The 18387-nt window shown below is 37.3% G+C and carries 22 protein-coding genes; 9 read left to right on the forward strand and 13 right to left on the reverse strand.

The features are described 5' to 3' along the window. Positions 1–78: 78 nt before the first annotated feature. The 4 genes from OW492_RS03435 to yceD are packed head-to-tail and all read right to left on the reverse strand — an operon-like array spanning position 79 to position 2791. Entirely contained in the window at positions 79–1038 is a 960-nt protein-coding gene (locus tag OW492_RS03435; protein WP_290038452.1) for a beta-ketoacyl-ACP synthase III, read from the reverse strand. Further along, a complete protein-coding gene (plsX, locus tag OW492_RS03440; protein ID WP_290038454.1) occupies positions 1031–2071 on the reverse strand; it encodes a phosphate acyltransferase PlsX in 1041 nt (346 codons plus the stop codon). Before plsX ends, OW492_RS03435 begins: the two co-directional genes overlap by 8 nt. 9 nt (positions 2072–2080) lie before the next feature. Further along, a complete protein-coding gene (rpmF, locus tag OW492_RS03445) occupies positions 2081–2251 on the reverse strand; it encodes a 50S ribosomal protein L32 (RefSeq protein ID WP_025562454.1) in 171 nt (56 codons plus the stop codon). 18 nt (positions 2252–2269) lie between these two features. After that, entirely contained in the window at positions 2270–2791 is a 522-nt protein-coding gene (gene yceD, locus OW492_RS03450) for a 23S rRNA accumulation protein YceD (RefSeq protein ID WP_290038457.1), read from the reverse strand. A 136-nt stretch (positions 2792–2927) separates the two neighbouring features. Here yceD and OW492_RS03455 point away from each other — a divergent pair, with 136 nt between their 5' ends. Beyond that, on the forward strand, positions 2928–3509 hold the full coding sequence (locus OW492_RS03455) for a Maf family protein (RefSeq protein ID WP_290038460.1): 582 nt from the start codon (positions 2928–2930) through the stop codon (positions 3507–3509). A 145-nt stretch (positions 3510–3654) separates the two neighbouring features. On the opposite strand, the gene OW492_RS03460 is transcribed toward OW492_RS03455, so the two are convergent. Continuing rightward, positions 3655–4677, reverse strand: a complete 1023-nt coding sequence (locus OW492_RS03460) for a GGDEF domain-containing protein (RefSeq protein WP_290038461.1) — start codon at positions 4675–4677, stop codon at positions 3655–3657. A 248-nt stretch (positions 4678–4925) separates the two neighbouring features. Further along, on the reverse strand, positions 4926–6953 hold the full coding sequence (gene uvrB, locus OW492_RS03465; protein WP_290038463.1) for an excinuclease ABC subunit UvrB: 2028 nt from the start codon (positions 6951–6953) through the stop codon (positions 4926–4928). Positions 6954–7870: 917 nt separating this feature from the next. On the opposite strand from uvrB, the gene OW492_RS03470 reads away from it, so the two are divergent. Both OW492_RS03470 and OW492_RS03475 read left to right on the forward strand, forming a co-directional pair. Further along, a complete protein-coding gene (locus tag OW492_RS03470; protein WP_290038464.1) occupies positions 7871–8455 on the forward strand; it encodes a YajG family lipoprotein in 585 nt (194 codons plus the stop codon). Positions 8456–8514: 59 nt separating this feature from the next. Further along, positions 8515–9027, forward strand: a complete 513-nt coding sequence (locus tag OW492_RS03475; RefSeq protein WP_354669216.1) for a peptidylprolyl isomerase — start codon at positions 8515–8517, stop codon at positions 9025–9027. Between the two features lie 89 nt (positions 9028–9116). Here the strand turns inward: OW492_RS03475 and minE are convergent, their stop codons facing one another. The 3 genes from minE to minC are packed head-to-tail and all read right to left on the reverse strand — an operon-like array spanning position 9117 to position 10962. Further along, positions 9117–9383 carry a cell division topological specificity factor MinE gene (gene minE / locus OW492_RS03480; RefSeq protein WP_290038466.1) on the reverse strand — a complete coding sequence of 89 codons (267 nt, stop codon included), beginning with the start codon at positions 9381–9383 and terminating at the stop codon, positions 9117–9119. Position 9384: 1 nt separating this feature from the next. Next, positions 9385–10197: a septum site-determining protein MinD gene (minD, locus tag OW492_RS03485; protein ID WP_290038467.1), complete on the reverse strand. Its 813-nt coding sequence runs from the start codon at positions 10195–10197 to the stop codon at positions 9385–9387. An 18-nt stretch (positions 10198–10215) separates the two neighbouring features. Beyond that, positions 10216–10962: a septum site-determining protein MinC gene (gene minC / locus OW492_RS03490; protein ID WP_290038468.1), complete on the reverse strand. Its 747-nt coding sequence runs from the start codon at positions 10960–10962 to the stop codon at positions 10216–10218. A gap of 126 nt (positions 10963–11088) precedes the next feature. On the opposite strand from minC, the gene OW492_RS03495 reads away from it, so the two are divergent. From OW492_RS03495 to arsC, 4 genes are read left to right on the forward strand one after another with little or no spacing between them, the layout of a single operon-like run. Further along, on the forward strand, positions 11089–11379 hold the full coding sequence (locus tag OW492_RS03495) for a YcgL domain-containing protein (RefSeq protein WP_290038469.1): 291 nt from the start codon (positions 11089–11091) through the stop codon (positions 11377–11379). Beyond that, positions 11376–12401: a lytic murein transglycosylase gene (locus OW492_RS03500; protein ID WP_290038470.1), complete on the forward strand. Its 1026-nt coding sequence runs from the start codon at positions 11376–11378 to the stop codon at positions 12399–12401. Before OW492_RS03495 ends, OW492_RS03500 begins: the two co-directional genes overlap by 4 nt. Positions 12402–12411: 10 nt before the next feature. Then, the gene (locus OW492_RS03505; protein WP_290038471.1) at positions 12412–12852 is read left to right on the forward strand and encodes a YcgN family cysteine cluster protein; all 441 of its coding nucleotides are present in this window, start codon (positions 12412–12414) and stop codon (positions 12850–12852) included. A gap of 22 nt (positions 12853–12874) precedes the next feature. Beyond that, complete coding sequence (gene arsC / locus OW492_RS03510) at positions 12875–13225, forward strand: arsenate reductase (glutaredoxin) (protein ID WP_290038472.1); 351 nt, start codon at positions 12875–12877, stop codon at positions 13223–13225. A 92-nt stretch (positions 13226–13317) separates the two neighbouring features. Here arsC and hda read toward each other — a convergent pair whose 3' ends face one another. Together hda and OW492_RS03520 are read right to left on the reverse strand one after the other, a co-directional pair. Next, positions 13318–14046 (reverse strand): DnaA inactivator Hda, encoded by a 729-nt coding sequence (gene hda, locus OW492_RS03515; protein WP_290038473.1) that lies wholly within the window; start codon positions 14044–14046, stop codon positions 13318–13320. 8 nt (positions 14047–14054) lie between these two features. Next, positions 14055–15101 carry a DUF2066 domain-containing protein gene (locus tag OW492_RS03520; RefSeq protein WP_290038474.1) on the reverse strand — a complete coding sequence of 349 codons (1047 nt, stop codon included), beginning with the start codon at positions 15099–15101 and terminating at the stop codon, positions 14055–14057. A gap of 276 nt (positions 15102–15377) precedes the next feature. Here OW492_RS03520 and purM point away from each other — a divergent pair, with 276 nt between their 5' ends. Together purM and purN are read left to right on the forward strand one after the other, a co-directional pair. Then, a complete protein-coding gene (purM, locus tag OW492_RS03525) occupies positions 15378–16418 on the forward strand; it encodes a phosphoribosylformylglycinamidine cyclo-ligase (protein WP_290038475.1) in 1041 nt (346 codons plus the stop codon). A 4-nt stretch (positions 16419–16422) separates the two neighbouring features. Further along, a complete protein-coding gene (gene purN, locus OW492_RS03530) occupies positions 16423–17076 on the forward strand; it encodes a phosphoribosylglycinamide formyltransferase (RefSeq protein WP_290038476.1) in 654 nt (217 codons plus the stop codon). Between the two features lie 87 nt (positions 17077–17163). Here purN and OW492_RS03535 read toward each other — a convergent pair whose 3' ends face one another. Together OW492_RS03535 and OW492_RS03540 are read right to left on the reverse strand one after the other, a co-directional pair. Then, positions 17164–17844, reverse strand: a complete 681-nt coding sequence (locus OW492_RS03535) for an LrgB family protein (RefSeq protein WP_290038477.1) — start codon at positions 17842–17844, stop codon at positions 17164–17166. Then, positions 17844–18314: a CidA/LrgA family protein gene (locus OW492_RS03540; protein WP_290038478.1), complete on the reverse strand. Its 471-nt coding sequence runs from the start codon at positions 18312–18314 to the stop codon at positions 17844–17846. The genes OW492_RS03535 and OW492_RS03540 overlap by 1 nt, the downstream gene beginning before the upstream one ends. Positions 18315–18387 lie beyond the last annotated feature (73 nt).

Below are 18387 nucleotides of genomic sequence, written 5' to 3' on the forward strand. Positions count from 1 at the left end.
TTTAATTCCTAATATTTATTCTTACGATCTCATCAATGTATCGCTTGTCTATATTGTTACTTTAAAGAGTGTCAGTTGTTACATTACAACTAATGCACTTCCCCAAGTAAAACCACCACCAAATGCTTCTAATAGCACTAATTGGCCAGGTTTAATTTTTCCACTTTTTACCCCTTCGTCTAAGGCAAGTGGTACTGAAGCAGCTGAGGTATTCCCATGTTTATCAAGTGTTAAAATAACTTGATCCATAGACATACCTAGTTTTTTAGCTGTTGCAGCAATAATTCGTTGATTGGCTTGATGTGGAACTAGCCAGTCTAACTTGTCTTTCTCAATGTTATTTGCAGCTAATGTATCCACCACCACTTGGCTCAGTTTCTTCACCGCTACTTTAAACACTTCGTTCCCAGCCATTGATAGGTATGAATTAGTTAATGTTTGATCATTACCACGTTCAACATTAGGCAACTTTAATAGGTCACCAAAACGGCCATCGGCATTAATATGAGTAGATAAAATACCTACTTCTTCAGTTGCTGTTAACACTACGGCACCGGCACCATCACCGAACAAAATGATAGTACTACGATCTTCTGGGTCACAGGTTGCCGCTAATGCATCAGCACCAATCACTAGCACATTCTTAGCGCTACCTGATTTGATAAAATTATCTGCCACACTCAATGCGTATGTGAAACCAGCACAAGCGGCTGATACGTCAAACGCAGGAATATCATAAATACCCAATAGATTCTGAACTTCACAAGCAGCAGAAGGGAAGGCATTATGATTACTTGTTGTCGCTACAACAATTAAATCCAAATCACTTGCAGCTAAACCAGCAGATTGTAACGCTTGCTCGCCAGCTTTTGTGCCCATAAACGCGATCGTTTCTTGTTCACTTGCAATACGACGCTCTTTAATGCCGGTGCGTACTGTGATCCATTCATCACTAGTATCGACCATCTTCTCTAAATCTTGATTGGTGCGTACTGCTGTTGGTAAATAACTACCCGTACCTATAATTTTGCTATTCATGTAATAAACAATCTCGCTCTGCTAATACAGATGCCAACCTTTCGCTAATACTCGTTGGGATCTGCCATTGAATTTCTTTGATGGCTTGTTCTATTGCACAAGTGAATGCTTCTACATTTGCGCTACCGTGACTTTTCACAACAATGCCACGTAACCCTATCAAACTGGCACCATTATACAGATCTGGATGTAAATGTTTTAATTGGTTTTTTATCAATGGATTTAATAACTTACCAAGCAAACGACTATACCAGGTTGCATCCATGGCTTTTTTTAATTGTGCTATAAAAACGCGTCCCATCCCTTCATAGCTTTTTAATGCGATATTGCCACTAAATCCATCAGTTACTACAACATCCGCTGGGCTATCAAACAGCTCATTTGCTTCAATAAAACCGATATAATTAATATATTTAGTTTCATTAAGTAAACTCGCGCAATGTTTGATTTCATCGCTCCCTTTATTACTTTCTCGTCCTACATTTAATAGGGAAATAGATGGTGAACTCACTTGTTCAACCTTCTCGCAAAGCACACTTCCCATTAATGCAAAATTAAATAAAGTATCACAACCACATTGTAAATTTGCCCCCAAATCCATCATATAACTGTGTCCGCCACGGTTATTGGGTAAAGCAGAAACCAATGCTGGTCTGGAAATCCCCTCAAGCGTTTTTAATATATGCTTAGAAAGCAACATTAATGCGCCAGTATTTCCCGCACTAACACATGCATCAGCTTCTCCATCAGCGACTAATTGTAGTGCCATTAGCATTGAAGAGGGTGAGCGATGACGTAACACTGAAACAGGATCATCTTCCATTGATATGGTTTCAGGTGCATGCACTAATTTAACGCGAGCGTGATCAAGTAAATGATATTTTTTTAATAAGGGATTTATTTGCTGCTCATCACCGACAATTATGATGAATAAGTTGGGATGGAGTTGTAAGGATTTATAGCTTGCAGGTAAAGAAATATGGGGGCCAAAATCGCCCCCCATGGCATCAAGCGCAATAGTAAAGTTACGCAAAGTAATAACTTACTTTTCGATTACTTTTTTGCCTTTGTAGAAGCCGTCAGCAGTAACGTGATGACGACGGTGAGTTTCACCAGAAGTACTGTCAACAGTTAAAGTAGGTGCACTTAGTGCATCATGTGAACGACGCATACCGCGTTTTGAAGGAGTCTTACGACTTTTTTGTACTGCCATTTTAAAAATTCCTGCTTGTTACTTGAGCTTTAGCTGAGCTAGAGCATCAAATGGGTTAGGACGTTCTTGTTCTTCTTCAATTTCGCCGAAGCTACTTTCGTAGTCACTGTAATGACAATCCTCAATTGCATGCATTGCAATCTGTGGAAGTGTTAATAACAGCTCGTCTTCAACTATTTGGTGAAGATTTACCTCCCCATTTTCATCGTAATAAATGGGTTCATAAACGTCTGGTAAATTATTTTCCTGCTCTTCATTCAGAACAGGACAATACGTAAATTCAGCTTCACATTGATAAGTCATAGGCTCATTGCACCGTTGACAAGTGAGTTCTACTGCGACGCTTGCTTTCCCATGAAATATTCTCAACCTTTGCTGATCTACTTCAAAAGAAAAATGCACGTCGATATCAGAGTGAATACTGTTTGTTGACTCTCTTAATCTGCTTAATAAAGACTTGTCGAGGCTAGCATTTAGCTCCAATCTATTATTAGCAGCGCGAACAGAATCAACGCTAATCGGTAGTTTAACCTTTTGCATGGTCGCGAATAATATAGATAGAGTTCAATATAGTCAAAGAAAAACCGCTATTTTTCTTAAGTTTTTATTCAACTATCGCTTTATTCTTTCACAGTCCTTAAAATAAACTTATTTTTACACATAACTAGGATTCATTATGCCACAAAAGCTAGTATTAGCATCGACTTCGCCGTTTCGTAAACAGCTATTAGAAAAGCTACACGTAGACTTTTCCACAGCTAACCCACAGGTTAATGAAGATGAACTGCCTGGTGAAACCGCCATTCAATTAGTAGAAAGACTGGCGATCGCAAAAGCACAAGCTGTCACTAGTGATTTTCCCAATGCTTTAATCATTGGTTCAGACCAAGTTTGTTTGAACAATGGTCAAATTTTAGGTAAACCCGGTAACTTTGAAAATGCCTTCAAACAATTAAAAGCAGCTAGTGGTCAACATGTCACCTTCTACACTGGTTTAGCCTTAGTGAACAGTGCAACGGGCGAAGTACAGTCTTTAGTTGAACCCTACGATGTTTATTTTCGTGAGTTATCAGACCAAATGATCACTAATTACTTGAACAAAGAAGAGCCGTATAATTGTGCAGGCAGTTTTAAAAGCGAAGGGTTTGGCATCAGTTTATTTAGCCGCTTTGAAGGTAAAGATCCGAACAGTTTAATCGGCCTGCCACTTATTTCATTAATCGAAATGTTAGACAAAGAAGGTCATCCTGTACTTTAATCGAAAGCAATATTGACATTACAGTATTACCTTTGGCATGATTCAAGGGAAGTAATATTAGGTGATTCACCTTTATTCAATATAAGCTCATCGCTGTATATTAATATTACTTCCTTTTGTTCTATATTTTTTAAGCAACACTTAGCTACCCTGTTTCGTTGCCACTTTGCCACTCATGAAAAGAGTCACTTGATTTTAAAATAGATTTTACCACATACATATTTTTATCTGCTCTATGGATCAGGGTATCTGGTAAACAAAAATCACTAGGCCCGGTCTGCGCATAACCGATACTCATGGTGAGATTATCTAAATTAAGCTTAACCCGTTCTATTAAACGTACTCCAAAGGTTTGTCGCACTTGCTCATGTACACAGTTGGGAAAAATAATACAAAACTCATCACCACCATACCGAAAAGCATAATCCTCTACTCTAGTCAGCTCTTGAATTGTCTGTGCGACAGCCAGTAAAATTTCATTGCCTTTTTGATGCCCTTGCATATCATTAATTTGCTTAAAATCATTAATATCAATATACACTAAAGTAACTGGATATGAGTGTCGCTGTGCTATTTTTAAAGTGTCAGCAAGGGTATCGTTTAATGCTTTTACATTCAGTAATCCGGTGAGAGGGTCTTTTCTTGCTTGCTCACGTAAATGATTAAAGATGTACTCGCGTTTAGATTCATAAACATACACCATTGACCAGATAGCAGCGAGTGTAAAACCAACGTTTCCCATAACAATCCAATGCATCTCATGATTATCAACCCACACCATGTTCCCCAAAACAGCTAAACCACCAGATACACTAATAAAAGTGATCCAACTGCCCGCTTTTATGCCTAGTAACAGATAAGACAAAATAGGGAAAATGAACAACCAAGAAAATAATCCAGCTTTAAAAGTGGTGATCAAAATACCGTAAATCACTAAAAAGTAGAAAGTACACAAATAAATAAAAGACCATCGCTGTAGGTATTTTGTACTTTTAGCAAAAATCAAGATCCAACACCAAAAAGCGGCAACACCCCCTTCTATTACAGCAAAAAGGTGGAAACCTGCTATCCAATTATTCACCGCAAAAAAACTTGCAGCAAAAATGGTCACGGCGAGTAAAACCCGTAATGTAGTACGGCGATATCCATATTCTTCGTTATCAATCATTAACTTTCCATTTTAAGATTGCTGAATTTTTTAACTATTCATTATTATTGCTTAATTTAAGGATTTTGCCTGTAATCGTACTTTAGTATTAAGATAAAGTTTAATTTTGTCTTTGATTTCTACTCAAAAATACAAGTTATTAATACCTAGTTACAACAACACAATTTATCCCACTGATAACCTACTTACTTTATTTCCATATAAAGCGAGCTAGTATTTTAACGGATCCCCTCATTAGTAATAGTTATTTATCCTGTTGCAATAAGTTGCTCGTGTAATTTAGAGACTTGATCACGTAATTGAGCAGCTTTTTCAAACTCTAAATCCTTTGCAAAGGCAAACATTTGCTTTTCTAATTTAGCAATCTCTTTCAAAATTTCCTGCTCTGAACGAACCACTTTATCAGCGGAATATGGCGCATCGGTTTCAGCCACTTTATTCAATGGTGTAATGGTTGATTTTGGTTGAGGGTTTTGCCCTAGTTGCATCACATCGGCCACTGACTTCGACAACCCTTTCGGTGATATGCCATTTTCTTTATTAAAGTTATCTTGCAGTTCTCTTCTATCTTCAGTGGTTTTAATCGCTTTTTTCATTGAGTCAGTAATTCTATCAGCATATAAAATGGCTTTACCTTCAAGGTTACGTGCTGCACGTCCCATGGTTTGAATCAACGAACGCTCTGAACGTAAGAATCCTTCTTTATCTGCATCAAGTATCGCCACTAAAGAAACCTCTGGAATGTCTAGCCCTTCTCGTAATAAGTTAATACCGATCAACACATCAAATATACCTAGGCGTAAATCACGAATAATCTCCACACGCTCCACGGTATCTACATCAGAATGCAGGTAACGTACTTTAATACCGTGTTCATTTAAGTATTCAGTTAAATCCTCTGCCATACGTTTCGTTAATGTAGTGACCAACACTCGTTCACTTTTAGGAATGCGAATATTAATTTCAGATAGTAGGTCATCAACCTGAGAACTAACCGGACGTACTTCAATAATTGGGTCCAATAAACCAGTCGGACGTATCACCTGCCTGATAATATCACCCTGTGATTTATCTATTTCATAGTCGCTCGGTGTTGCCGATACATATATGGTTTGTGGAGCAAGCTTTTCAAATTCTTCAAATTTAAGAGGACGATTATCTAACGCAGAGGGTAACCGAAACCCATAATTGACTAGATTTTCTTTACGTGACCGGTCACCTTTATACATCGCGCCAATTTGCGGCACAGTAACATGGCTTTCATCCAATATTAATAAGCCATCTTTAGGTAAATAATCAAATAAGGTAGGCGGCGCTTCGCCCTGCCCTCTACTAGACAGATAACGTGAATAGTTTTCGATACCTGAACAATAACCTAACTCGTTCATCATCTCTAAATCATATAACGTACGCTGCGAAATGCGCTGCTCTTCTATTAATTTATTTTCCGCTAAGAACTCTTTTTTACGTTCCTGTAATTCTTCTTTAATACCTTCAATAGCATTTAAGATTTGCTCTCTTGGAGTCACATAATGAGTTTTAGGAAAAATTGTGGTGCGCGATAATTTTTCTAACTGCTGTCCGGTGAGTGGGTCGAATACACTTATGCCTTCTACCTCATCGTCAAATAGCTCAATGCGTATTGCTTGTTTCTCTGAATCAGCAGGGAAAATATCAACAACTTCCCCTCGTACTCTAAATGTACCGCGACTTAACTCAGTTTCATTACGGGTATATTGAATATCCACTAATCGCTGTAAAATATCACGACTTGAAATTATCTCTCCAACACTGATATGTAACATCATTTGTAAATAAGATTGTGGATCACCTAAACCATAAATAGCTGACACTGATGCAACTAACACTACATCTTTACGCTCTAGTAAGGCTTTAGTAGCCGATAACCGCATCTGTTCTATATGTGCATTTACCGCAGCATCTTTTTCTATAAAAGAATCAGAGCTAGGTACATAGGCTTCCGGCTGATAATAATCATAATAAGAAACAAAATACTCCACCGCGTTATGTGGGAAGAACGCTTTCATTTCACCATACAATTGAGCCGCTAGGGTTTTGTTTGGCGCGAGGATCAAGGTGGGTTTATTCAATTGAGCAATAGTATTGGCTAATGTAAATGTTTTACCCGAACCGGTTACCCCTAATAGCGTTTGATAAGCAAGACCAGACTCAATCCCTTCGACTAACTGCTCTATCGCTTGTGGTTGGTCCCCTGCGGGAGAAAATGGACATACTAATTCAAATGACTTACTCATAAACCCTCTTTACAACCTGTTAATACTACTCACTCAAAAAGTGTTACCAGTATAGTTATCTTTTTATCTTACCATTACTCATTCGCAACAGAATGATCCTTTACGAATAAAATTAAATAAATGCAGATCGTAAAAACTGAAAACCATAAAAACACGTAGTATGTAAAATTATTATCCTCAAACCTGCATTTTAATTAACAACAATGCTACAAAATAAGCCAATAAGCCCCTTTTTATTTATCAAATGTTATTTACTATCCAATAAATAAAGCCTCACAAAACACATATCCTCCTAAAATAGCTTGTAGAATAAATAAACAATATAAATTCTGTTATGTAAAAGTTTGTCAATAAAAATAAATTAATATATTTTCAAATAATACACACATAGCTATTGACAGACTAATAAATAAAGAGCCGGTATAGATTACTAAACCTTCTCTATAAAAAACCACTTGACGATTATAACCAGTTGAAAATAAAGGGTTATTTATTACGGTTAAAAATAACTCTATTTAACCAAAAGCAAGGTATAGCAAGGCCTTCAGACACTTCTCATTGAACTTCCCACAGAGTTATCCACAGAAAAAGTGGATAACCACCGCTAGCCTAGAGTTAATCAGTGTTACAGAAAGATTAAGGTAATATGACGAAGATCTCACAATAAAAAAAATAGCCTGACTAGGTCAAATTTTATGCAAAATGTTTTTAGTAAAGTTATCGTCTGTTTAGCATGGCAAACAGCTAAATACTTGCTCATAATAGGTAAAACACCTCTTTATTAGATAAAAATATCCTATACAAAATAAGTAGTGGTTAAAATAAAATCGATTAATGGCATCGCTTAAGATAAATTAACTCGCTTCTATAATAGGTTTGCTATGATGTACCTTTACTCACCCAATCAGGATCTAAAAATGTTTAAAATGTGTTGCAAATGGCTTTTACTCAATATCAGTTTATTCACTTTGTTAGGGTGTGCTTCCACTCCCACTTATACCAATATCACACCCCAGGTTAATCTTGAACAAAATAGACAAGCATTCACCAACTTGCAGCCTTGGAAAATAGACAGCCAAGATTTACGTATAGCTCGACACGTTATTGAAATAACAGATGGAGATGGGGTTGCCAAATTAATCAACGAACAGCAGTCATTACGTCTCTTAGTCGAAAAAAGTTTAACGAAGGCTTGGTTAGAGAATGGTTTAAAAACAGATGCTAACAGTGACTACCAAGTCGACATAAAACTGGTTAAAGCAATCGCTAAAGTGACTGAGTCGACTTTTAGTTACGATGCCTCGTCACAAATGGTAGTAGATGTTGCATTAAGCCATCGAGGTAAACACTTCCATAAAATATTCCGCTCTAATAAACAATGGGATGGTGCCTTTTCTAATCAGATTGACGGCATTACAGACCAACTTAACAAGCAATTATCTTTATTATTAAAACAAATTATTGAAGATCAAGAATTAAACGGTCAGCTTCAACAATTTTAAATATCTACTTATATCAAGGAAATTACATGAAATTTATTACCGCACTATTCTTTTTATTAATGAGCAATACCGTACTTGCTGCAAATCCAACTGTACTAATTGATACGAATAAAGGCCAAATAACTCTTGAGCTGTATCCTAATGAAGCACCTAAAACCGTTGAAAATTTTTTGACTTACATACAGAAAGATCAGTTTAAAGGAACTGTCTTTCACCGTGTGATTGATGGGTTTATGATTCAAGGAGGTGGCTTTTTAACATCAGGGCAACGTGCAGAAACGCTTGCGCCTATTAAAAATGAATCAACTAATGGTTTAAGCAATAAACGTGGGACGATTGCCATGGCACGAACTAATTCACCTCACTCTGCTTCTCGTCAGTTTTTCATTAATCAAAAAGACAATAGTTTTTTAGATGCAAAGGGAAGCCAATGGGGTTATGCAGTATTTGGCAAAGTTACTGAAGGGTTAGATGTAGTTGATAGTATCGCTAAAGTGCAAACAACATCCCAGGACAAACCTTTACATAACATCATAATCAATAGCATTGTTGTTCAAGAGAACCAAGAATAAATACTTTAAAGCGTCTTTTTCAGAGCAAAAAAATGCGACTGTTTAAGTCGCATTTTTTATTTGAAGCGCTATATCTCATCAGATATAGATTACTTTTGTTTTGGTAACGTTACATTCACTTCTAATACAGATAGCTCATCTTCTTCTTTATCACTGAATTCACATTTAACATCATCTGTTGAGATATCCATGTATTTACGGATAACTGCGACCAGCTCTTTTTGTAATTCAGGCATGTAAGATGGAACATCAAAGCTAGAGTGTTCGTGTGCAACAATGATCTGTAAACGATCTTTAGCTAATTTAGCCGTACCTTTTTTTGGTTTGTCCTTAATAAAGTATTGTAATAATCCCATTTTATCCCCCAAATATACGACTTAAAAAGCCTTTCTTTTCGACCGTTACAAAACGTAAGTCGCGTTTTTCTCCTAATAATCTATCAACAGCATCTTGATATGCCTTACCTGCATCACAATCTTGATTTAAGATAACAGGTTCACCTAAGTTAGATGCACTTAATACATCTTGAGACTCAGGAATCACGCCCAATAAATCAATACCTAATAGGTCATCAATATCTTCAATACTTAACATCTCTTCACGCTCAACACGCTCAGGAGAATAACGTGTAATTAACAGGTGTACCTTAACCGGTTCCATCTGTTTTTCTGAACGGTAAGACTTACTTGATAGCATGCCTGTAATACGATCAGAATCTCGTACAGAAGAGACTTCCGGATTAGTAGTTACAACAGCTTCATCAGCAAAATACAAGGCCATCATCGCACCTTGTTCAATACCAGCTGGTGAATCACAGATGATATAATCGAAACCATCGGCTTTTAACGCATCGATAACTTCAGCCACACCTTCTTTACTCAACGCATCTTTATTGCGCGTTTGAGAAGCAGGTAAAATGTATAAGGTCTCAACACGCTTATCTTTTACTAATGCTTGCTGTAAGTTTGCTTCGCCGTTAATCACGTTAATCAAATCGTAAACAACACGTCGCTCACATCCCATGATTAGATCTAGATTTCGTAGACCAATATCAAAATCAATAATAACCGTTTTAGCGCCCGTTTTCGCTAACCCTGTACCAATAGCAGCACTACTTGTTGTTTTACCAACGCCGCCTTTACCAGATGTGACAACAATTACCTTTGCCATATAACTTTCCTTTGAATTTTAAATTTTATTTAAACTTGAAAAGACCAAATTTTGGTCCTCTAAAGAAACAGAGCAAGAGGTAGACCACATATCCTCTGGTAATGTTTCACTTAATTTATAAACACCCGCAATTGATACTAATTCAGGCTCTAATACAGTACAAAAGATAGCCGCACTCGTGTTGCCCATGGCACCCGCTAATGCTTTACCTCTTAATGTTCCATATATATGAATGTTGCCATCGGCAATAACTTCAGCGCCGGCACCCACATCGCCGTTAATCACCAAATCACATTCTTTAGCATAAATTTGTTGGCCTGAGCGGACTCGTCCAACATGCACTTTTGTTTTCACTTCGCTGACCACATATTCAGAGTCATCTAACGAAGCTTCAGTGCTTTGTGTATTTTGTTGTTCTGATTCAGCTGACTGTTCGGTTGTTTTTTCCGAAGGTGTTGCTTTGACCACTTGTCTTTTTGAACCATGCAATAGTGCAATCGAATGCTCAATTGCTAACTGTTTTTGTGCTTCTGATACCGTTCCAGTAATGCCCACTAAAATAAAGCCATGCTCTGCAACTGTACGCTTTAATTGAGAAAAATCGATATTTAATGAAGATTCTTCTATATTTACCACCATGGGAGTATTAGCAAAAAACTCAGGTGCCATTAGTCGTCTTTTATTCAACTCTTCAGCTAATGCTGAAAGTGATTCACTTTCAAGATTGACGACCAATAAGGTAAAATTCAACGATTTTAACGTCATAATTGTCCTTTCTAATTAAATCTTTCTGTTTTGACATAAAATTCAGTCAATTTCTATAAAAAATAAATGCTTATGCATGTTATAGTTTGCGTCAACATTAGGCAAGTAAAGGGCTCGATAAGTATTATGTTATGTGCTGTATATAAAAGTATCCGTAAACCGCAAACCTATCTTTTTGTTGCAAAACGAGACGACTTTTCTCGCGTCCCCACTCCTTTGCTCGAACAATTTGGTCCACCGAAATTAGTCTCTGTATTAAATATTACAGACACCACTAAAATGGCGATGGCAAAAGCACCTAAAGTGATCGCTGAAGTCACTTTATCTGGTTTTTATTTACAGCTTCCACCACCACCTGTAGATTACTTAAAAGACCATAAACAACGTAAACAACAGCAATTGGAATCAGATTCATGAAAGTAAAGAATGTATTACTTAACAATATTAGTCGCTCACTAAAAAGCCTTTCCGCGATCACTTTGTGCTGTTTTTCTATCACAAGTTTTGCAGCTACAGAGCGTGACATTTCATTTACACAATATATCGATAATTTAAAACAAGAAGCCACTGAGCTAGGCATAGATCAAAATACCATCAATAGTGCCTTTAAAGATGCTGAATTTTTGGAACGCAGTGTTTCGTCGGATAAACAGCAACCTGAATTCAAAATGACCTTGGATACTTACATTCCTCGTGCTGTTCCTGAATGGAAAGTAAAGCAAGCGCGTGAAGCTTATAAAAAGCATTACAAACTGTTGCATAAAATTGGTAAAGAATATGGCGTTCAACCCAGCTTTATTGTGGCGCTTTGGGGAATTGAAACTAATTTTGGACGCTTAACTGGGCGTCATTACGTCATCTCTTCATTAGCGACTATGGCGTATGAAGGCCGCCGTGAAGCATTATTTAAAAAGCAATTATTTGCAGCCTTAACCATTTTAGAACAAGGTCATATCAGCCAAGATAAATTTATTGGTTCATGGGCTGGTGCAATGGGTCAAGTACAATTTATGCCAACTTCATATCTAAATTATGCTGTTGATTATGATGGTGACGGTAGAAAAGATATATGGGGCACCCCTGCCGATGTATTTGCCTCTGCTGCTAATTACCTTAAAACTGAAGGGTGGGATAGTCGCCATATTTGGGGGCGCCAAGTTACCATTCCTAAAGATTTCGATACTGATCTAGCAGGTATTAAACAACAAAAATCATTAGCTGAATGGCAGGTATTAGGTGTGCGTCGTTATGAAGGCCAAGACCTACCGGATGTTGATTTACAAGCTTCACTGATTATTCCTGATGATAAAAACGGTCGTGTTTACCTCGCTTATAATAATTATAAAGTACTGATGCATTGGAATCGTTCTTATTACTTTGCAACAGCGGTCACCTATCTTTCAGAACGTATTATGTCACCGCAAATTGTAGTTGAGTAAGGAAAAGTAAATGGACAAATTTTGGGAAACCAAGACACTTTCACAAATGTCACAACCAGAATGGGAATCACTCTGCGATGGTTGTGGTAAGTGCTGTCTTAATAAGATAATTGATGATGAAACAGAGGAGCTGCATTTTACGAATGTGGCCTGTCATCTTTTACACACCAAAACATGCCGATGCAAAAAATATGAAAAGCGTTTAAAAATAGTACCAGAATGTGTGAAAGTATCCTTAGATGATATTGAACAATTTCATTGGTTACCTGCGAGTTGCGCCTATAAATTATTAGTGGAAGAAAAACCATTGCCTGAATGGCATCCATTATTAACAGGCAGTCAATCTGCAATGCATAAAGGCGGCCACTCAGTGCGCGGGAAAATAGTCTCAGAAACGCAGGTAGATCCTGATAATTTAGAAGATTATATTGCCATTTGGCCTGCAGAATAATAAATACAAGATAGAGAACGATATGACAGATATTACTTTTTACCACAACCCTCGCTGCTCTAAAAGCCGTGAAACATTAGCTTTAGTAGATAATGAACAACACCAAGTAGAAATAATTAAATACTTAACCACACCACCTTCAGTGGAGACAATTACACAGCTAATTAAGCAGTTAGGATTTGATTCAGCACGTCAATTAATGCGCACTAAAGAAAGCGTATATAAAGAGTTAAACTTAGCTGAAGAGGAAGATGAAGTGGCATTAATTGCGGCGATGCAGGCCAACCCAAAATTAATTGAGCGCCCAATTGTAGTAGCTAATGGCAAAGCAGCCATCGGTCGTCCACCAGAGTCAGTATTAAGTATTTTATAATCACCTAATATATAAAAAACACCGATGATAGAAAACGATATCATCGGTGGTTCATGATCCAAATAACAGTCAAAGAATTATTAATAAACGCCTTATAAACGTAATACTTCTTTGACAAAAGGAATCGTTAGCTTACGTTTAGCTTCTAAAGACGCATTATCTAATTGGTCTAGTGTATTTAATAACATACACATTTCACGGGATAAACGATTCAATAAAAATCGCCCCACATCAATTGGTAAACGCATCCCTTTTAACTGTGCTCGTAACTGTAATGCGCCTAATTTTTCTTCATCATTGAGCGGTTGTAAATGATGGCAAGCCCCCCACTCCAAACGTGATACTAAATCCACTAACTCGATACCAATTTGTTTAGGTAAATCACTAGCAGAAATGACCAAATTCGCACCAGGTGCACGGTTATCTTTATTGTCTAACCAACGATTATAAAAATCGAACAGCGCTTTTTCCCATTGTTTGTTACCCGCAATCGCATCCACATTATCAATACATACGAGAGTGATATTTTCCATGTTTTCGAAAATATCTAAGGTCATACTACGATGATGATGCAAAGGAATATAAGCAACGGTTTCGCCTATTTCGTCCACTTCAGAACATAAAGCATGTAATAGGTGTGAACGGCCGCTGCCTGACTCTCCCCACATGTACAAGATAGGTTCGCCGATACCTACCACATTATTCTTAAGTAAAGTTAATAACTCGGCATTTTGACCAGGATAAAAGCTCGCAAAGGTTTCATCATCAGGAAACTTTAACGCCAATAAAGGGTATTGAAATCTTAATTCATCTTGAGGCATTAAATACTCTACTGTCGCCAGTTATAATAAAAAGGTGCGTTGCTAATTAAATCTTGTTGTAATTTAGGTTGTGCATTGAGTGCATTTTCTAAACTTGCTGCACTGCCTTTTAAAGTGACTAATACTTGCACCTTTGTAGCACTTAAACTCAATATTTCAAAGCTATCCACCGCATTTAAATTATTCAATATATTGTCTAGTGCCATCAAACTCGTCAATGAAGTTAAGTTGCTGATATTAACAAGCTGTGTAGTTCGCTCGCCGTTATTTTCTACAATAGCAAATTGCTTCGCATAATAGTCAGCAATATCTCCCATCATATTAGCCATGACATTAGATTTTTCACCACGATTAGTTTGCTTGATGACTACTTGGCTTTGCTTATTTTGGGCATTATATTTCACCAATTCCCATTTCAACTGCCATTCCCCAGCAGCGCGGTTTAGATTTGCTAATACAAAAAACTCTGCATCATATCTTGTTGAAGCTTCGGCAACGGTTTGGTAAAAGCGTCCGCTCACATCTGAAACAGAGACTATTAATGAATCCTCTAAATCAACCAATGGAAAATTAGCCGAAATACCACGTTCAAGCTGCGCACTATCTAAACCAATAGAAAGCGAGTTGTCTTGGTGACTATTAACCATGTTATCTGAGGTTAACTGTCTATTTTCATTGACTAACCAAATCAGAGGGTTAGGACGAGTCTCATCCCAAATTGGTTGTTGCATCTCAATTAATGCTTGATTAATTCTTTGTTTATCAAATAAAGCGGAGTAGTAACGGTCACCCTCAATATTTTGATAACCATATTTGGCTAAGATCGAAGGGATATCTTTTGCTAGTAGCTGTGTTTCATCTAATTTGATAACACTTTTATTGCCGGATACTTTGACTAATACTTGTTGCAAAGCTTGCTCTCGTAATTGCGCTTCGTTATTTCCCTCTGCAAGTACTAAGCCTTGATAAGCACTGATTTGCGGTAAAGCAACACTGTGCGCTGAAAACAACACACTTACCACTAACATAAAAGCAATCAACACATTATTTTTCATCTACTTACACAACCATTCAATTTCATCAATACTAAGAGATCATAAGCAGATCTTCTACTAATGCAAGTATCATGCATTAAATATATAAACGTTTGACTATTTAACCTTCTTTTTAATGACTTACGAACCTAAATCAAAAAATTTTAGGTAAAAGAGACAATTCTTTTCAGAAATAATTCGACCCTCGTCGTATAGATGTTAAAATACGCGCAATTTTTTACCTTCTAAACTTTTAAAGCGATTTTCGCTTTTAACTTCTATCTGTGGGGAAACCAAGTGAGCAACCAAAAAACCTCTTTAAGCTACAAAGACGCTGGTGTTGATATTGACGCGGGAACGGCATTAGTTGAACGTATTAAAGGTGTAGCAAAAAGCACTAAACGTCCTGAAGTAATGGGCGGACTAGGTGGTTTTGGCGCATTATGTCAACTACCAACGGGTTACAAAGAGCCGCTATTAGTTGCTGGAACTGATGGTGTTGGTACTAAGTTACGTCTAGCTATCGACCTTAAAAAACACGATACCGTTGGTATTGATTTGGTTGCTATGTGTGTTAATGACCTAATCGTACAAGGTGCTGAGCCACTATTCTTCTTAGATTACTATGCAACAGGTAAGCTAGATGTTGATGTTGCAGCTGACGTGGTAACAGGTATCGGCGAAGGTTGTCTATTATCGAACTGTTCATTAATCGGTGGTGAAACTGCTGAAATGCCTGGTATGTATGAAGGTGACGATTACGATATCGCTGGTTTCTGTGTAGGTGTTGTTGAAAAATCTGAAGTAATTGACGGTACTAAAGTTGCTGCTGGCGATGCATTAATTGCTGTTGCTTCGAGTGGACCTCATTCAAACGGTTATTCTCTAGTACGTAAGATTTTAGAAGTATCTGAAGCTGATACGAATGCACCATTTGGTGATTCAACGTTAGGTGAAACACTATTAACACCAACAAAAATCTACGTTAAATCTACATTGGAATTAATCAAGAACTGTCCAGTACATGCTATTTCTCATATTACTGGTGGTGGTTTCTGGGAAAACATTCCTCGCGTATTACCCGCTGGTAGCAAAGCGGTTGTTGATGGCAAAAGCTGGGAATGGCCTGCTATTTTCGACTGGTTACAAGAAAATGGTAATGTTGAAACAGAAGAGATGTACCGTACCTTCAACTGTGGTGTTGGCTTAATGATTGTTGTGCCAGCTGCAGAAAAAGAAAAAGCAGTTGAGATCTTAAATGCACAAGGCGAAAAAGCTTGGGTATTAGGTCACATCGAAGATGCTGCTGAAGGTGAATCTCAAGTAGAGATTAAATAATCAGATGAGCATTAAAAAAGTCGTTGTACTTATCTCTGGAAGTGGCAGTAACTTACAAGCATTAATGGATAAGTTACACCAACAACAGATAAATGAACAACAAGTTGAAGTGGTTGCTGTGATTAGCAATAAAGCAGATGCATACGGTTTACAACGTGCAACTGATGCCAATATCCCTGCTATATTAGTAGAGAGTAAAGGTGTTGCTTCACGTGAAGAGTATGATGCTTTATTAGCCGCTGAACTTGATAAATTACAACCAGATCTTATTTTGTTAGCAGGCTTTATGCGCATTTTAACACCTGATTTTGTTAATCAATACCAAGGTAAAATGCTTAATATCCACCCTTCTTTACTACCAAAATATCCGGGTGTTAATACACATCAGCGTGCTATTGATGCAGGTGATAAAGAACATGGAGCAACAGTGCATTTTGTGACACCAGAGTTAGATAGCGGTCCAACTGTACTGCAAGCTAAAGTGCCTATTTTCACTGAAGATAGTGCACAAGATCTAGCGGAGCGTGTGTTAACGCAAGAGCATCAGATTTACGCATTAGCTGCATCGTGGTTTATTAGTGACCGTTTAACGATGCAAGGCCAATATGCGTTTTTAGATGGTCAACAACTCACTGAGTTTGGCTACGCTGCTGACTAATATCATCATTTATATCGCATAATAAAAAACCGAAGCAAGCTTCGGTTTTTTTTCGTCTACTCAATTTTAATATGATTGGTATAACAATTAGATAATTAACCACTGATACAACACAGGCATAATCAAGGCCGACAAAATAGCACAAATAATTAATGCAATAGAAGAAAAAGCGCCAGACTCTTCACTCTCTTCTAATATTTTTGCCGTGCCTAATGCATGAGACGCACAGCCAATTGCTACACCGACTGCTTGAGGGTCTTTTACGTTACATAACCTTAAAAAAGGCAGCCCAATACTTGCACCAATAATACCTGCAAAAATGACCATAGCAGCCGTTAAGGAAACAATACCTTGCAGATTTTTACTGATCTCCATAGCAATTGGAGTAGTCACAGATTGTCCGGCAAAAGACGCTGCAGTCACTGGATCAGCGCCTAATAAAGGCATCACGTAAAAAGCACAGAAAAAGGCAACCAGTACAGAGACCAAACAGCTTAATAATATATATTTAAGGCGTGCTTTAATCACCTTTAATTGTAAATACAACGGCACAGCTAAAGCAACAATAGCGGGCTCTAATAAAGCGGTGATCACACTCGTGCCCTGTTGATAATCTTGATACGGGATAGCAAATATCAGTAACAGAGAAATTAAACTAAAAATAGTTACTAATACCGGGTTCAATAATGGGTTAGGTGCCATGCTGTATAATTTTTTGGCTAAGAAAAAAAACAATAATGTCAGTGGTGTAGCGATATAAACAAACATCAGCTTTTCTCCTTAGTTAGCCATTGATAACAATGCCCAACCATAAATAAAGTCACTAAAGTGGTAAAAAACAAAGAAAAGATAATCACTAACCAATGCGCAGTAATCAACTCAAAATAGTTAATCAAGCCAACACCAACCGGAATAAACAACAGTGCAAGATATTTTAAAACCAAGTTACCTGTGAACTCAATCCAAGTTAATTTTATGACCCCTAACGACAGCGCTAAAAACAACATTAACATACCAAGAATTGAAGCAGGAAAGGTACTGTTAAAGTAATGAATAATTAACTTAGCTATCGCTAAAAACAAAAATATAATGGATAAACCTGCGCACAGTTGTAAGCTATTTTTAACCATTATTGCGACTTTTTGCAGATCAGTTAGCGGCGTTTCAACGGTTTGTTGTGTTTTTGGGCTGTTTAATGAGTTAGTCTGCTGATCTTGTGTTTTCGAAGGCTCTTTCATGATATCAATTCAACTAGATTAAATGAGCTGTTACTATACCAAGTTACATCCTCAGTGTTAAAAACAATTATAA

Source organism: Psychromonas sp. 14N.309.X.WAT.B.A12 (genome assembly GCF_030397575.1).
GTDB lineage: Bacteria > Pseudomonadota > Gammaproteobacteria > Enterobacterales > Psychromonadaceae > Psychromonas.

What these genes read in the sequence shown, in the direction of transcription:
- OW492_RS03495 (WP_290038469.1), top strand. Translation starts at nt 11,089, where the DNA reads ATGTTATGTGCTGTATATAAAAGTATCCGTAAACCGCAAACCTATCTT.
- arsC (WP_290038472.1), top strand. Translation starts at nt 12,875, where the DNA reads ATGACAGATATTACTTTTTACCACAACCCTCGCTGCTCTAAAAGCCGT.
- minD (WP_290038467.1), bottom strand. Translation starts at nt 10,197, where the DNA reads ATGGCAAAGGTAATTGTTGTCACATCTGGTAAAGGCGGCGTTGGTAAA.
- hda (WP_290038473.1), bottom strand. Translation starts at nt 14,046, where the DNA reads ATGCCTCAAGATGAATTAAGATTTCAATACCCTTTATTGGCGTTAAAG.
- purN (WP_290038476.1), top strand. Translation starts at nt 16,423, where the DNA reads ATGAGCATTAAAAAAGTCGTTGTACTTATCTCTGGAAGTGGCAGTAAC.
- OW492_RS03460 (WP_290038461.1), bottom strand. Translation starts at nt 4,677, where the DNA reads ATGATTGATAACGAAGAATATGGATATCGCCGTACTACATTACGGGTT.
- OW492_RS03435 (WP_290038452.1), bottom strand. Translation starts at nt 1,038, where the DNA reads ATGAATAGCAAAATTATAGGTACGGGTAGTTATTTACCAACAGCAGTA.
- OW492_RS03470 (WP_290038464.1), top strand. Translation starts at nt 7,871, where the DNA reads ATGTTTAAAATGTGTTGCAAATGGCTTTTACTCAATATCAGTTTATTC.
- minC (WP_290038468.1), bottom strand. Translation starts at nt 10,962, where the DNA reads ATGACGTTAAAATCGTTGAATTTTACCTTATTGGTCGTCAATCTTGAA.
- OW492_RS03520 (WP_290038474.1), bottom strand. Translation starts at nt 15,101, where the DNA reads ATGAAAAATAATGTGTTGATTGCTTTTATGTTAGTGGTAAGTGTGTTG.
- OW492_RS03540 (WP_290038478.1), bottom strand. Translation starts at nt 18,314, where the DNA reads ATGAAAGAGCCTTCGAAAACACAAGATCAGCAGACTAACTCATTAAAC.
- OW492_RS03535 (WP_290038477.1), bottom strand. Translation starts at nt 17,844, where the DNA reads ATGTTTGTTTATATCGCTACACCACTGACATTATTGTTTTTTTTCTTA.
- OW492_RS03505 (WP_290038471.1), top strand. Translation starts at nt 12,412, where the DNA reads ATGGACAAATTTTGGGAAACCAAGACACTTTCACAAATGTCACAACCA.
- OW492_RS03455 (WP_290038460.1), top strand. Translation starts at nt 2,928, where the DNA reads ATGCCACAAAAGCTAGTATTAGCATCGACTTCGCCGTTTCGTAAACAG.
- uvrB (WP_290038463.1), bottom strand. Translation starts at nt 6,953, where the DNA reads ATGAGTAAGTCATTTGAATTAGTATGTCCATTTTCTCCCGCAGGGGAC.
- OW492_RS03500 (WP_290038470.1), top strand. Translation starts at nt 11,376, where the DNA reads ATGAAAGTAAAGAATGTATTACTTAACAATATTAGTCGCTCACTAAAA.
- minE (WP_290038466.1), bottom strand. Translation starts at nt 9,383, where the DNA reads ATGGGATTATTACAATACTTTATTAAGGACAAACCAAAAAAAGGTACG.
- OW492_RS03475 (WP_354669216.1), top strand. Translation starts at nt 8,515, where the DNA reads ATGAGCAATACCGTACTTGCTGCAAATCCAACTGTACTAATTGATACG.
- rpmF (WP_025562454.1), bottom strand. Translation starts at nt 2,251, where the DNA reads ATGGCAGTACAAAAAAGTCGTAAGACTCCTTCAAAACGCGGTATGCGT.
- yceD (WP_290038457.1), bottom strand. Translation starts at nt 2,791, where the DNA reads ATGCAAAAGGTTAAACTACCGATTAGCGTTGATTCTGTTCGCGCTGCT.